Origin of the sequence: Arcicella rosea (assembly GCF_040543805.1) — a bacterium.
GTDB classification, from domain to species: Bacteria; Bacteroidota; Bacteroidia; order Cytophagales; family Spirosomataceae; genus Arcicella; species Arcicella rosea.
Map to the genome: position 1 here is coordinate 232,167 of NZ_JBEUMS010000008.1, position 13,718 is coordinate 245,884.

Here is a 13,718-nt window from a genome sequence, read left to right on the forward strand (position 1 = left end):
CGGGATTTCATCCCGAAAACTGCAATATAAAAAGCCCTCTTACCATTTTGGCAAGAGGGCTTTTTTATGCTACAAGTTGAAGTAAAACAAAAAGCCTAACTACATGAAGTAGTCAGGCTATTGACAAGTACCCAGAGCCGGAGTCGAACCGGCATGCCAGTGAAGACACTGGTGTTTGAGACCAGCGCGTCTACCAATTCCGCCATCTGGGCATTTGATTTCTCAAACTTGATGCAAAGATAAGTGATGTTTTTGGACTACACAACCTTAATATTTAATTAATCTGAAACTTTTTTGTAAGTGTTCTTGTAAGTTTCTGATTACTAGATTGGTTATAGTAGCTGTAAAAATGAAAAAAATTATTCATATCTCAGCGATTCTATTGGGTCTAGCTTTGAAGCTTTATATGCAGGATAAATTCCAGAAAATAATCCTACTACAACACAAACGCCAATTCCGATTGACATCCAAAACCAAGGCATGATAAAACTTGCAGTACCACCCATTAATAATTGTGCAAATAGATTACCAATCAAAATGGCTAAAAAGATACCACCTAAACCACCTAATATACAAATTACCACGGCTTCAATCAGAAATTGTAAACGAATAAGATAAGGTGTTGCTCCTAAGGATTTTCGGATGCCAATTTCTTGCGTTCTTTCAGTTACTGAAACTAGCATAATGTTCATTAAGGCGATGGCTGCACCTAATAAAGTAATAAAACCTACTCCAAAACCAGCTACTCTTAAAATTCCAGTAATACTTTCAGATTGTTTTGCCAATGAATCTGAACGTTCTATTGAAAATGAGTCTGGTTCACCAATTTGGTCTTGTCTGATAATTCTCATTACTCCTCTGGCTTCTTCAATTACATTATCAATATCAGTAATATTCGGGACAGAAGTAACAATATCAAAAGTAAGTGTTTTTCCTTGAGCCATTTTTCTGCCAGTTTCTAAAGGCATAAAAATTACTCTATCATCTCCGCCACCCATCAAACTTCCTTTTTTCTCTAGTAAGCCAATTACTTTAAATTTTTGTCCGAGAATATTGATTTCTTTATCAATTGGGTTGATGTTTTTTCCAAAAAGTTGGTCAACAATGTCAACACCGATGATACAAACATTTACTGCATATTGTAAATCATTTGCTGAAAATGTTCTTCCTTTTGAAATTTTATAGCCTTTAATGTCCATAAAATTATCATCAGTACCCATTACTCTTGAATTTGGATTCGTTTTCTTCGATTCATATTTTACTTCAACCGAAAAGCTAACATTTACTTTCAATCCTATAATAGCTGAATGTCCAAATTTTTCTTTGTACATTTTTGCTTCACGATAATCAATTTGCGGATAATTCTTTTCTTTTTCACCGTCTTTTCTGATTTTGAAAATATCTCTGTTTCTAAGGTCAAAAGCATTTGCTCCTAAGCCAGCAAAACTATTATTTACTGAGCTTTGAATTCCATCAATTACAGTAAGACTTCCAACCAATGCAGTGACACCGATAGCAATAATTAAAGCTGTGAGAGTGGTTCTCAGCATGTTTGCTTTGATAGAGCGTAATCCTTCACGAATATTTTCTAATAAATTCATAGTTGTGGATATTGAAATGGATTCGATTTGAAACCAAAATAAATCAAGATGAACGCATGTTTAGCCAATCAGGATTGTGATTAGCACTAATAATATACTAAATTCGTTTATCGTTTATGAATAACAAATTTAGTTCAGAGAACTTAAATAACTTCACCAATGAAAAGGCTATTATTTCCGTTTATCATATTCTTAACGTTTACTGGTCGCTTGTGGGCTTCGCAGATTCTGATTCCGATGGATGAGAGTCAGAAAAACCATCTAAAATCTTACGGAATAGCTTATTGGATTCTTAAAACACATGATACGGAAGTAGAATGGCTTTTGAACTATCGTGGAGGTGCTTTTATGTTCCCTCAAGCTCAGAAATTTGAAAATGAATTAATCATTAGAGGAGTAAGCTATGAAGTGATTTCAGAAGGACAAGCTTCACAAATTAGAGCAGAAGTAAGCAGTCCAGATGTAAATATGGATGTTGTAAAACTACAGAAACCACCCAGAGTAGCTGTTTATTCACCTAAAACTGCCCAACCTTGGGACGACGCCGTTACTTTAGCAATGACTTATGCTGAAATACCTTACGATTTGATTTTTGATGATGAGGTAATGACAGGAAAATTACCAGAATACGATTGGCTACATCTTCATCATGAAGATTTTACTGGGCAGATGGGTAAGTTTTTGAATCAGAGTGGGCAAACGTGGTATCAAGCACAATTGAGAGAAGACAAAAAGAATGCACAAAAATTTGGCTTTGATAAAGTATCTCAACTGAAATTAGGCGTTGCCAAAAAAATAAGAGAATTTGTAGCTGGCGGAGGTTATATGTTTGCGATGTGTACTGCAACCGATACTTATGATATTGCTCTAGCAGCCGAAGGAATTGATATTGTGGATGCTTTTTATGATGGAGATGGTTATGATAGAAATGCAGATGCTAAATTAGACTTTACAAAGACTTTTGCTTTCCAAAATTTTAATTTAATTTTTCATCCTCAAATAATTGAGTTTTCGAATATTGAGGCTTATACAAATGAATCAAGACCTGTTGGAGAGGAGAATGATTTCTTTAATCTTTTCCAATTTTCTGCAAAATGGGACCCAATTCCTACTATGTTGACCCAAAATCATGAAACTACCATTCATGGTTTTATGGGACAAACTACTTCTTACAAAAAGGAACTGTTGAAACCTGAAGTAATTGTATTAGGCGAAAATCGCTCGTTGAATGAAGCTCGTTACATTCACGGTACTTTCTTGAAAGGTTTTTGGACTTTTTATGGCGGACATGACCCTGAAGATTACAGACATTATGTAAATGAAGAACCAACCGATTTGAATTTACATCCTAATTCACCCGGTTATCGTTTGATTTTGAATAATGTTTTATTCCCAGCAGCAAAGAAGAAAAAGCAAAAAACATAAAACAAAATACTCCAAAAGAAAAGCCTCTCAGTATTATTGAGAGGCTTTTTTACTAAATAAAGTTTCTAATCTCCATTTTACATTAGCATAAACTTTCATCAAACCAGTTGGAATAATAAAGTCTTGAAAAACCAACTTTAAATGTTTTTTTGAATTGGGCTTTGTTAAATACAATGAAATAAAAGCAAAATAAATACTTTGGAAGTACTGGTTTTTAAGCTTAAAAACATTCGTAAGTAATAAATAATATTCGCCTAAAATGGGCTTTATCAAATGATTATATTTGAAATTTAGTTCTTTATCGACATTAGAATACATAAACATTCTGTTCTTGATAAATACTTCATCTAAATTGCTATCAGTATAACTCATTCCACTCAAATGCCTTCTATACACACACATTACTTCAGGGATATAACCAATGTAACCTTTGTTTGATAACATTAAATACAAAGGGATATCGCCACTTTTTGATTGCAAAAACCAATCTGGAAACTTTTCTCCTATCAGATTTCTCCTGAACATCACACTTGCTGTTGCCATAAACCATACTTCTTTTTGACCAAGAAAATCTTCTGGATAGATTTTAGTTTTTTGGTCTGGAGGATTGATATTGGTATTGGGTCTTCCTGTTCCATCTTCATACGACATAATGGCGTTATGAAAACAGGCAGAAGCATCAAGGTTTTGCTCTAAAAAATCATACTGCATTTGAAGTTTATGATTATTAATTAAATAATCGTCGGCTTCGATATGAACAATGTATTTCCCTTTACATTGATAAAATGTATTTGTAAAATTTCCCTTGCCTGGACATTTTTTTGAACCTTGGTTTACTTCATATAAAATAGGAACAATTAATTCAGGATATTTATTAGCATATTCAATGACAATGGCACGAGAGTTATCAGGGGAACAGTCTTCCCCAATAACAATTTCAAACTTGAAATTAGTTACTTGACTAACAAGACTATCTAGGCATTCTCTCAGAAATTTTTCGTGATTGTAAACCGTAATGAAAACACTTACTTCAATATTTGCAGCTTGTTTTGTTTCAATCATGACTGAAAATAATTAGTAACATCTTCAAGTTGAGGATAGTCTGGCGTAATTAAATCTGGATTTGGATAATACACATAAGGATGCGGATAACCACGTTCGATAAACTGGTTTTCAGATAAATCATTATATCTAAAATGGCAAGACCAACGAATACCATTTTCAGTTGAATTATCACCTGATTGGTGAATTAATAATGAAGAAAAAAATAGGACATCACCTTTGCGTACTTCAACAGGAACGAACTGATTTCCTTTCACTAAATCATCAGGAATAAGTCCAAAAGAATCTACCATTTCGGTCGTCTGTAAACCTAGTTTATGGCTTTCTGGTATTACTTCTAAGGCTCCAAGTGATGTGTCAATGTCTGCTAAAGCTACCCAAACAACCATTGAGTTTAATGAACCTTGCATACTTCTCCAATCTTGATGAGCATCTGTTTTCCAATAAACCTGCTTTTTAGCGAGTTTTTTAGCATTAAAAAACATAACAGGACGAGTACAAATATTAGGAACTTGAAGTCCCAATTTTTGTAGATTACTTACAATACGTTCGTCTAAAGAAAGTCTATGAAGGGAAATAAGGTGTTGGATATGTTTTCCACTAGCAATTAATCTATTGGGATGCTCCTCAAAAAGTTGAAACAATAATTTGTTGAAATCTTCATCTGAGCTAATATTATCAATTGGATAGTTGAGGTATCGCATTTGATTTAAAAAAATATTGCTAGCATCTTGTCTGATTTGGTCGATTTCTTCGACTGTGAAGAGTCCTTTAATAAGCTGGTAACCAGTTTTTTTGAAGTTTTCTACATCTATCATATTTTGATATGTTTATTTTGAAACAGCATAACCAAAACCGCTTGCGCCAAAGCCATTTCCGTTATAAAACATTATTTTTTCTCCTTTGTGATTAATGACTAATGGATATTCAATCATTTGAGCATCCCAACCACTTTCAGAAATATCAATTCCTACTTGTTCGTCTAGTCTGGTCCAATCTATTCCATCCTGAGATTCGGCATAACCAATTCTATAACTTCTTTCGGTATTAGTTCTATAATCGTCAATTGCTCTGTAAGAATACCACATTTTGTAAATACCATCTTCAATCAGTACTGTAGGTCTTGAAATACCGCCTTCAACTTCATCTTTATAATCAATAGCAATTTTACCTTGACGAACCCAATTAATGCCATCTACAGATTCGGCATACTTTAAATGATAGCAAGGTTCAATTTTGCCATCGGGAGCATTATACCAATCGGTACAGTTTAGATACCATACTTTAAAAAGTCCTTTGTCAAATAAAACACAGCAACTTCCATTAAAAAGTGGTTCTGTGGCAATGGTATGAATTACTGGTCCTTCAAACATTTTTGTGAAGTTCAAGCCATCAGTACTTTTTGCAATGCCAATTGAATTATGATATGGAATAGTATTTCTGACTGTCCAACCGATATAATAAAGCCATTTTTCGCCATTAGGATGATTCAGAAACCATGTTGGCATTATACCACAATCATCAAATGTTCCTGCTTTACCTAGTGCTAAAGTTGGTTTGTCATGAACATAAAGTACTTCTGATAAATTGTTCGGATTTAGGTCTAAAAACGAAGCAATACATCTTCCTTTTTCATCACGTGTAGAATAATGAATGCGTAATTTATCCTCGAAACTAGTATCAGCACAAAGCACATGCGCATGCGTTTGATTCCAACCAAATTTACCATCGGGCTTGTAGATGAGTCCTTTTTTTATCCACTTCATAAATTATAATTTAATGTCTTTACTTGAAATTTTTGCTTTTTCCGCAGGATTACCTTTATAAATACTCCATTCATCGGATTTTTTGCCTGTAAAGTTGGTTCCCATTGCAATGAGCGTTCCTTCTGCTAAATGTACTCCGTCTCTGATGGTAGCATTTACACCTAAAAAGCAATAAGGTTCAACAATACAACGTCCTGAAAGTACAATGTGGGAAGTAAAATACACATGGTCTTTGATAACACTGTGATGACCAATATGATTGCCCGACCAAAGTACTACATCATTGCCAATTGTTACAAAAGGTTGAATAGTATTATCTTCTAAAATGAAACAGTTTTCGCCAATTTTATCGGTTAAAACTGTTGCTTTCGAGCTGATGTATGAAATAAATTCATAGCCTTTATCTTTTGCTTCTTGATAGATTTTTGCCCTAATTTGATTCATTTTTCGTTCTGAAAGCGGAGCGAAAAACTTAAATTCAGCAGGAGGGAAGAGCGTAGTAACTTCTTCGAAAGCTACTACTGGAAGACCACAAAAAGTGGGTTCTTTGATATATTCTTGATTGACAGTAAAAGCAACAATTTCGTGCTCAGAGTCATTTGTTAAGTAATAGTGGGCTAATTCCGCCACTAATTCAGTTCCGAAAACTACTACTTTTGCCATTTTTTAAGGTATTTTTTGAGTGGTGAACCACTGATTTTTTCAGAAGTAATAAATATTAGCTAAACTAATTCAAAGTTATTTAGATATTCTTTGACTTCCGTTTTCGAACAAAACATCAAAACATCAATAATTGAAAGCCAAGGTACAAACTCATTTTTAAATTGTTTATAAGTACATGCTTTACTTTTAATAAAAAACAATGCCATGTCCTGATTTTTGAAAACAGATTTATCATACAATTCCAAGCCACCAATCGGATTGATGTAAGTTGTTGCTTTTTCTTGCAAACAAATATCAATAATTCTGTCTTGGGCTTTTAGATGAGTGTTATTGTAAATGCTTGAACTGTTTATTATTTCAGTGTTAATGTCGAGATATTCGTTGACTAATTTTAAATTTAGTGTAATTACTTCAGAAATAGTAGTGTGGTTTATGCTGATAGTTTTTTCAATTAATGGAAGAACATCCAAGTAAAATGGTGCTTTTTTATAGCTTTGTTCGATGGTTTTTAGAAATTTACTTTTCCACGATTCATCCCAATTTACTACAATTTCATTAATTAATTTATTCTGACTTGCCTCTTTCAATGGAATCGTAAATAAGCTGTCTTTGCCATTTACAAGTATTCTATTCCGATTAATCCAACCTTTGTTGATATAATTTACATCATCATAAATGATAAATTTATCAACAGCATTAATTAATTGAAAATACCCAATGTATGGGAATATGTAGGGTTGCATAATTGCAATTTTCATAATCGATTATTAAAGTAATTAATGCAATTTTCTAAGGTAATAATCTTCACCTTTTACAATTACATTTTTAGTCATGGTTGTATCTGTTCCCAAACGAATGTCGCCAATTTTGGGTTTAATGACACTTTTAGCAAAGAATAAATAATCAGCTTCTTTAGGAATTGGGCGTAAACCTTGTTCAAAAGGATTGATGACAATTAATTTTCTGGTAAGTTTATCTCCCCATAATGGATATTCGTAGTCATCGTTGATGGTTGCCAGAGCAACAGTTGCATCTTGCGGAACTATTTTATTGAAATTCTCATAAGCTTTGGTTATATCTGGTCTTGCTTCTGTTAATATTTCCATTCTCGTCATATCAAACGCTGACTTTCTACCATAAGCACTAAAAGGAAGACATCTATAATTTAAAAAGGTAGATGAAAGAGCAGAAGCGATTCCAATAATTACAACAAAACCAACATAGGCTTTTAAAAAGATATGCTTTGTTTTCTCAATAGAATATTGTTCTGTAAAAAGTAAAGCCAAAAAAGGTACAGCAAAAATGGCACTGCTTATCATGTATCGTCCTTTCCAAGGGTCGTAAGCTGCGGTGTAACATAGCGCAATAAAGTGTAGCGTAAAAGCTAGTCCTAAATAATAGTAAACAGCTTTTGCTTTTATGATACGGAAAAGCACCATTAATACCAAAGGAAGAATTAAACCAAAGCCAAAAATTCCCCAATAGGGACTCATATTATAAAACTCAAACCTTTTATGATAAGTAAATGGAACGATGGTAAAATCTTTTTCGGCTTCTAAACGTGTTTTTAAAACATTTCTTTCAAACCAAATAATTGGTTTTTTCATGACCTTATTTAACTGTTCGCCTGCTTCCCAGTTTCTCAAACCATCTAAATTAATTAAATCAATACTGTATCTTAAAACATTGCGAGAACCTTGTTTGATAAGATTGGTTTTTGAACCTGCTCTATCAACAGACTGATGTTTTAAAGCCGTTGGAGGTCCAATTGGATGATGATATTCTTGAATATTTTCTATGTATCCAGCAGGAAGTGCAAATAGCAAAAAGCCTAAAACAAAGCCAACAACTAAATGTTTAAAATGCGCAAAAGTAAGGCGAAGGAAATTACTTTTTTCGTCATCTCTGAAAACAGTGTAAAGTAAAATCAAGAAAACAGGTGGAAGAGAAAACACAAAAGTTATTTTATGACCAAGTGCAATGCCAAAGCTAAACCCAGCCAAATAAAGATATCTTCTTTTTTTCTTTTCGTTAAAACTGAATAGAAAATAAACCAAACAAGCTAAATATGAAGCAAGTACAATATCAGATTCAGTCGTAATTGTTTGTTTTAAAACATCAGGTAGTAATAACACGACTAAGGCGCAAAAGAAACTAGCCGTTAGGTTTTTGCTGATACTTCTAACAATACCAAAAACGCCAAAACCAATCATCCAGTAAGCAGTATGATGAATGGCTTTGAACCAATTTTCAACTTTACCAGACATTAAATAATTATAAATTTGAATCGTACAGGCACTTCTTGGATAGCTGTCGATGTTCCAGTTTGTTCCACCGAAATGGGACATTGTATTGTGTTGAAGATAATACAAAAGTCGATTCAAATGTCCTGTCATACTGTCCCATTCATTAGGAGGAGTATAGCAAATTAAAATGAAGTTGGTTATTTCGATAATCCCAAGACTAATGAAAAGCCCAGCGAAAATACATTTTAAGAATACCGAAAGATTCCCAAACCAATTCCAAACTGCCTGAATTTGGCTACCTATCATTTGAAAGACAGTAAAGTTTTCGTTTCTATCTTTCCCGAAAAATTTTGTGAATTGAATGTAGAAAATAAAAGCAGGAATAAATACTCCGATTGCCCAAAACCTTCTATCATTCATTTTATGAATTTCAGAAAGGGTAAAACCTGTTAGAATAACACTTCCACAGAAAACAATGTAGGCAATAATAATGAGATCAATTAATGATTTCTGACAAACTCTTGCCGATACTCTAAATACAAAACCAATGAAAATGGCAAATATGATAGGATACAAGAAAGTCATATTCTTTATGAAATAGTGTTATTAATTATCGTACTAATTCTTTCAACATCAGTATGGGCTAAATCATAATAAAGCGGTAAAGCCATTGCTCTTGGAGCAGCATCATCAGAAACTGGGCAATTACTTTCTGCTGTTACAAACTTTAATGTACTTAAAGAAGGGTAGAAGTAGCGTCTTGGAAAAATGTCTTCAATTTCTAATGCTGTTCTTACTTTCAATAAAACCTCTTCAGATTCAAAGAAAATAGGATAATACGCATGGTTACTTTCTATAGGGAGTTTTACTTTAGGCTTCGTTAATTTATCCCAGTTCAACAGTTTATCATACAAAGCAAAAATGTTTTTTCTAGCTTCTACAATTTCCTTTACTTTAGGCAATACACATAAGCCCATTGCAGCATGAAATTCCGAATTTTTTCCATTAATACCAATGGTATAATAGTTATCACTTTTATGTCCAAAGCTTCTGTAACTATCAATCAAATACGCTAATTGGTCATCATCCGTAAAAATAGCACCACCTTCTGTCGAGTGAAATACTTTTGTGGAATGAAAGCTACAAGTACTTATATCGCCAAAATTAAATAATGAAGTACCATTTACTTTTACGCCAAAAGCATGGGCAGCATCATAAATTAATTTTATGTTGTGCTTTTGAGCAATAGCAGCCAATGTATCTACCTCACAAGGATTTCCATATACGTGAGTGGCTAAAATAGCTTCGGTATTTTCAGTAATTAATTGTTCTACTTTTGAAGGGTCAATACAAAAATCATCAGGCGAAATATCTGCAAACACAGGCGTACAATTTTCCCATACAATCGCATGAGAAGTAGCACAATAAGAAAATGGTGTAGTAATTACTTCTTTGGTAATATTCAGTACTTTCAGTGCTATTTGTATTGCAATAGTTCCGTTGCTTACATAAAAGCAATGTTTTACGCCAAGATATTCTTTAAGCTTTTTTTCTAATTCCTGAACTAATGGGCCGTTATTAGTTAATTGATTTCTCTGCCAAATACCTTTTACATATTGTTGGTACTCTTCAATGGGAGGTAAATATGTTTTTGTAACGTTTATCATTTGTTGATGTTAAAGGAAAAGAATTAATGAGTTTTAATAACCTTTTCCTAGCTAACATTTTCTAGTTCAAGTTGAGTAATAGGAAAGTTGATTTTTGGTCTAATATAACCTGGCCATTTTCCGTACCAAGCTGTTCCTTCACGATAATCTTCAATTTCAAAAACTAATACTTCACCGAAATTATGAATTACGATTGATTTATCTTGAACAATCATCAATGATATTGAATATGAACCATCGTTCATAAAATCAGAAGGAATTTCACATTCAGCATAAATTACGCCTTTTCTCAGTTCTAAGGATGGTGTACCAATATTAAAGATACATTCACCCGTTAAAGAATTTAGATGTAAACTTATATTGGCGTTAATGTTATCGACCATGTTCCAAAATTCAATTTGAATCTTAAATGATGTTCTAACATCAATATGTTTTAAATTACCTTGATAGTCTGGAGTAAGTTTTACCTTTTTGAGTCTAACTTTATCGTTTCCTGGAGCGTCTTCTGGTTTTGTCCAACTAGATTCTAATTCTGTCTTCTGAACATGACTTAAATAGGTAGCTAATACTTGGTTGGTTTCACCCATTTCAAGTAATTTACCTTTTTGCATGTACATAGATTTGTTGCAAAGTCCTTGTACAGCAGTGAGATTATGGCTTACAAAAAGAATGGTTCTTCCAGAGCTAGAAGCATCTTTCATTTTGCCTAAACATTTTCTTTGAAATTCAGCATCGCCTACTGCTAATACTTCATCTACAATCAAAATTTCAGGCTCAAGATGAGCAGAAATGGCAAAACCAAGGCGAACATACATTCCAGAAGAGTATCTTTTCACCGGAGTATCCAAGAACTTTTCTACTCCAGCAAAATCCACGATGGCATCAAAATGTTTTTTGATTTCTTCTCGCTTCATTCCCAAGATTGAACCATTCAAATAGATATTCTCACGCCCAGAAAGTTCTGGATGAAAGCCAGTTCCAACTTCAAGTAAACTAGCAACTCTTCCTTTAATCTTGATTTTCCCTTCGGTAGGTTCAGTAATTCTGCTCAAGATTTTTAACATTGTTGATTTACCAGCTCCGTTCGAACCAATAATGCCAACCCTGTCACCTTGCTCAATTTTAAAACTAACATTCTTCAAAGCCCAGAATTCTTCGTGGCTTATTTGTTCTTCAGTTTTTTTATTGAATATATTTTTTAACTTATCTGTTACTACCTCTCTGAGTGTATTCGCTTTCGCATTACTTTTGATGTGGTCGATAATGTATTTTTTACTTATATTTTCAGCTTCAATTACTGTCATTTTCAGAGGGTTTTTCTACATTATGCAAATAATGTTAAATGTAATCCACAAAAGAATTCTCTTTTTTACGGAAAAAAATGATTGCCAGCGTAGTGGTTAAGGTTACAAATATGATGGTTGGGATAAAACTATTCCATTCGAAATCTGTATAATTTGGAATTAAACACCATCTAAAGCCTTCTATAATTCCCGCTAATGGATTTAACCATTGATAGATTGGATACCAAGAGAAATCTTTTAAGGATGATATTGGATAAGCTACTGGACAAACAAAAAAACCATATTGAACTACCAAAGGTACAATTTGCTGGAAATCTCTAAATTGAACATTTAGAGAGGCAAAAATTACGCCTAAACTAAATGAAGCAAAAAACGCTAAAAATAGAAATACTGGAACAAATAAAATATTGATTGTTGGTGTATATCCTTTGTAAATTAGAAATGGAATCATAACTACAAAACCAACAATAAAATCAAGTAAAGGTACTGCTACTGCACTCAATGGCATCAATAATCTTGGAAAGTAAACTTTGGATACCAAATTAGCATTTCCAGTAATACTATTGCTTACTTGTTGGAATGACATGGCAAAGAAATTCCAAAAAATAACACCAGTAAAAATAATGATTTGTAAGGGTATTGTAGAATGGCTTTCTATTTTGGCTACTTTATCAAAAGCAAAAACAAAGACTAATACCGTAAGTACTGGGCGAAAAATAGCCCAAGCAACTCCTACAAATGTTTGTTTATACTTTACGGTAATATCTCGAATTGCCAGAATGTAAAGTAATTCTCTAAATCTCCACAAATCTTGCCAATAATACTTTTCTGACCTACCTGACTCGATAACTGTTTCTTGCATATTTTTAAATAATTACTCTTCTACTTTATTAGTTATTTTACCCATTGTTTTCGAAAAGACAACGTATAAAATCGAAAGCAATAATCCTAAAACGGTTCCAATAATTGTTCCTTTTGTTATTCTGTCGGTCTCCTTCGGAAAAGGTAACTCAGCATCGTCGATAATGCTATAAAGTGGAGATTCTTTTACCATCGAAAACCTCATATTATCTAAGCTTCTTACAGCTTCATAATATAAACTTTGTAATTGCGAGCTGTTCGTAGCCAAACGTTGTTGCTGAACCAATCCTTGTTGAACAATTACTTGTTGGTTTTGGTCTGCAAATTTTGCCGCTGCACCCTGAGTACGATACAGTTCTTTTCTCAAAGAATCTACTCTGTTTTCAACCAATACTAGTAAATCTTTAGATTTTTTGGTTTTGGTTTCAATATAAAAATCTGTAATGGTTTTCAGATAAAGATATGACCATACATAAGATAATGTGTCGTTTCTTGTAATAACCGTCAAAGTAACAAAAGATGCTTTTTTACTTTCGTTAGCGATATCAGTTAGAGGCATCAAAAAGTTTTGAATATTCCTTAACTGAGCTTTCTCTTTAACAGTACATTCTTTGTAATTACTATGTTTGAATTGAAAGTTTTGAATCTCTTCATCATCTTCCATTTCAATTTCACGAATACCACTTTTACGTAAAAAATAGTTGGCGAAAATTTCATCTTTACCCTTTACTTTCACTTTAGTAAGTAATGCTCGGTTATAAAGATTTTTAGTTCTGATAAGTTCATTGAAGTTCTCTCCAACAAACAAATTAGAAGAAGGAGCTGCCCCTGTATTTACACCAAAAGCACTTGCCAAATCTGATAGTCCACCTGATGGAGAACTACCACCATTTTCCATATTAAATAGAATTTTGGAAGTATAAACGGGAGGTTTTCTGGTGATTAATTCCCAAGATAAACCACAAGCCATACCTATGAACGTGGCAATTGTGACAATTTTCCAATTAGCTACAATTAACTGTTTTAATTTTATGACTTTTAAAACTATGTCTTCAAGCGAAAATTGATCTTCTGGTAATGATGTATGTTGTTTTGCTGACATCTTAAATCCTGAATTATAATA

12 protein-coding genes and 1 tRNA gene are annotated in these 13,718 nt (G+C 33.1%); 1 reads left to right on the forward strand and 12 read right to left on the reverse strand.

From position 1 onward, the window contains the following. Window positions 1-128: 128 nt before the first annotated feature. A tRNA-Leu gene (locus ABID42_RS12730) sits at window positions 129-212 on the reverse strand. Between the two features lie 147 nt (window positions 213-359). Further along, the gene (locus ABID42_RS12735) at window positions 360-1,601 is read right to left on the reverse strand and encodes an ABC transporter permease (RefSeq protein WP_323260805.1); all 1,242 of its coding nucleotides are present in this window, start codon (window positions 1,599-1,601) and stop codon (window positions 360-362) included. A 159-nt stretch (window positions 1,602-1,760) separates the two neighbouring features. On the opposite strand from ABID42_RS12735, the gene ABID42_RS12740 reads away from it, so the two are divergent. Continuing rightward, window positions 1,761-3,026, forward strand: coding sequence for an asparagine synthetase B (locus ABID42_RS12740; RefSeq protein ID WP_367283971.1), 1,266 nt, complete (start codon window positions 1,761-1,763; stop codon window positions 3,024-3,026). Between the two features lie 33 nt (window positions 3,027-3,059). Here the strand turns inward: ABID42_RS12740 and ABID42_RS12745 are convergent, their stop codons facing one another. The 10 genes from ABID42_RS12745 to ABID42_RS12790 are packed head-to-tail and all read right to left on the reverse strand — an operon-like array spanning window position 3,060 to window position 13,697. Then, window positions 3,060-4,088 carry a glycosyltransferase family 2 protein gene (locus tag ABID42_RS12745; protein ID WP_367283972.1) on the reverse strand — a complete coding sequence of 343 codons (1,029 nt, stop codon included), beginning with the start codon at window positions 4,086-4,088 and terminating at the stop codon, window positions 3,060-3,062. After that, complete coding sequence (locus ABID42_RS12750; RefSeq protein ID WP_367283973.1) at window positions 4,085-4,906, reverse strand: phytanoyl-CoA dioxygenase family protein; 822 nt, start codon at window positions 4,904-4,906, stop codon at window positions 4,085-4,087. The genes ABID42_RS12745 and ABID42_RS12750 overlap by 4 nt, the downstream gene beginning before the upstream one ends. A 12-nt stretch (window positions 4,907-4,918) precedes the next feature. Further along, window positions 4,919-5,854: a glycoside hydrolase family protein gene (locus ABID42_RS12755; RefSeq protein ID WP_367283974.1), complete on the reverse strand. Its 936-nt coding sequence runs from the start codon at window positions 5,852-5,854 to the stop codon at window positions 4,919-4,921. 3 nt (window positions 5,855-5,857) lie between these two features. After that, window positions 5,858-6,517, reverse strand: a complete 660-nt coding sequence (locus ABID42_RS12760; protein ID WP_323260794.1) for an acetyltransferase — start codon at window positions 6,515-6,517, stop codon at window positions 5,858-5,860. A gap of 59 nt (window positions 6,518-6,576) precedes the next feature. Further along, window positions 6,577-7,260, reverse strand: a complete 684-nt coding sequence (locus ABID42_RS12765; RefSeq protein WP_435521475.1) for a WbqC family protein — start codon at window positions 7,258-7,260, stop codon at window positions 6,577-6,579. 33 nt (window positions 7,261-7,293) lie between these two features. Continuing rightward, window positions 7,294-9,348: a glycosyltransferase family 39 protein gene (locus ABID42_RS12770; protein ID WP_367283976.1), complete on the reverse strand. Its 2,055-nt coding sequence runs from the start codon at window positions 9,346-9,348 to the stop codon at window positions 7,294-7,296. A gap of 5 nt (window positions 9,349-9,353) precedes the next feature. After that, window positions 9,354-10,430, reverse strand: coding sequence for a DegT/DnrJ/EryC1/StrS family aminotransferase (locus tag ABID42_RS12775; protein ID WP_367283977.1), 1,077 nt, complete (start codon window positions 10,428-10,430; stop codon window positions 9,354-9,356). A 47-nt stretch (window positions 10,431-10,477) separates the two neighbouring features. Beyond that, the gene (locus ABID42_RS12780) at window positions 10,478-11,734 is read right to left on the reverse strand and encodes an ABC transporter ATP-binding protein (protein WP_367283978.1); all 1,257 of its coding nucleotides are present in this window, start codon (window positions 11,732-11,734) and stop codon (window positions 10,478-10,480) included. A 34-nt stretch (window positions 11,735-11,768) separates the two neighbouring features. Continuing rightward, window positions 11,769-12,596, reverse strand: coding sequence for an ABC transporter permease (locus ABID42_RS12785; protein WP_323260784.1), 828 nt, complete (start codon window positions 12,594-12,596; stop codon window positions 11,769-11,771). A gap of 12 nt (window positions 12,597-12,608) precedes the next feature. Next, a complete protein-coding gene (locus ABID42_RS12790) occupies window positions 12,609-13,697 on the reverse strand; it encodes a hypothetical protein (RefSeq protein ID WP_367283979.1) in 1,089 nt (362 codons plus the stop codon). Window positions 13,698-13,718: the final 21 nt, after the last annotated feature.

What these genes read in the sequence shown, in the direction of transcription:
- ABID42_RS12740 (WP_367283971.1), top strand. Translation starts at nt 1,761, where the DNA reads ATGAAAAGGCTATTATTTCCGTTTATCATATTCTTAACGTTTACTGGT.
- ABID42_RS12760 (WP_323260794.1), bottom strand. Translation starts at nt 6,517, where the DNA reads ATGGCAAAAGTAGTAGTTTTCGGAACTGAATTAGTGGCGGAATTAGCC.
- ABID42_RS12735 (WP_323260805.1), bottom strand. Translation starts at nt 1,601, where the DNA reads ATGAATTTATTAGAAAATATTCGTGAAGGATTACGCTCTATCAAAGCA.
- ABID42_RS12770 (WP_367283976.1), bottom strand. Translation starts at nt 9,348, where the DNA reads ATGACTTTCTTGTATCCTATCATATTTGCCATTTTCATTGGTTTTGTA.
- ABID42_RS12775 (WP_367283977.1), bottom strand. Translation starts at nt 10,430, where the DNA reads ATGATAAACGTTACAAAAACATATTTACCTCCCATTGAAGAGTACCAA.
- ABID42_RS12790 (WP_367283979.1), bottom strand. Translation starts at nt 13,697, where the DNA reads ATGTCAGCAAAACAACATACATCATTACCAGAAGATCAATTTTCGCTT.
- ABID42_RS12785 (WP_323260784.1), bottom strand. Translation starts at nt 12,596, where the DNA reads ATGCAAGAAACAGTTATCGAGTCAGGTAGGTCAGAAAAGTATTATTGG.
- ABID42_RS12750 (WP_367283973.1), bottom strand. Translation starts at nt 4,906, where the DNA reads ATGATAGATGTAGAAAACTTCAAAAAAACTGGTTACCAGCTTATTAAA.
- ABID42_RS12765 (WP_435521475.1), bottom strand. Translation starts at nt 7,260, where the DNA reads ATGCAACCCTACATATTCCCATACATTGGGTATTTTCAATTAATTAAT.
- ABID42_RS12745 (WP_367283972.1), bottom strand. Translation starts at nt 4,088, where the DNA reads ATGATTGAAACAAAACAAGCTGCAAATATTGAAGTAAGTGTTTTCATT.
- ABID42_RS12755 (WP_367283974.1), bottom strand. Translation starts at nt 5,854, where the DNA reads ATGAAGTGGATAAAAAAAGGACTCATCTACAAGCCCGATGGTAAATTT.
- ABID42_RS12780 (WP_367283978.1), bottom strand. Translation starts at nt 11,734, where the DNA reads ATGACAGTAATTGAAGCTGAAAATATAAGTAAAAAATACATTATCGAC.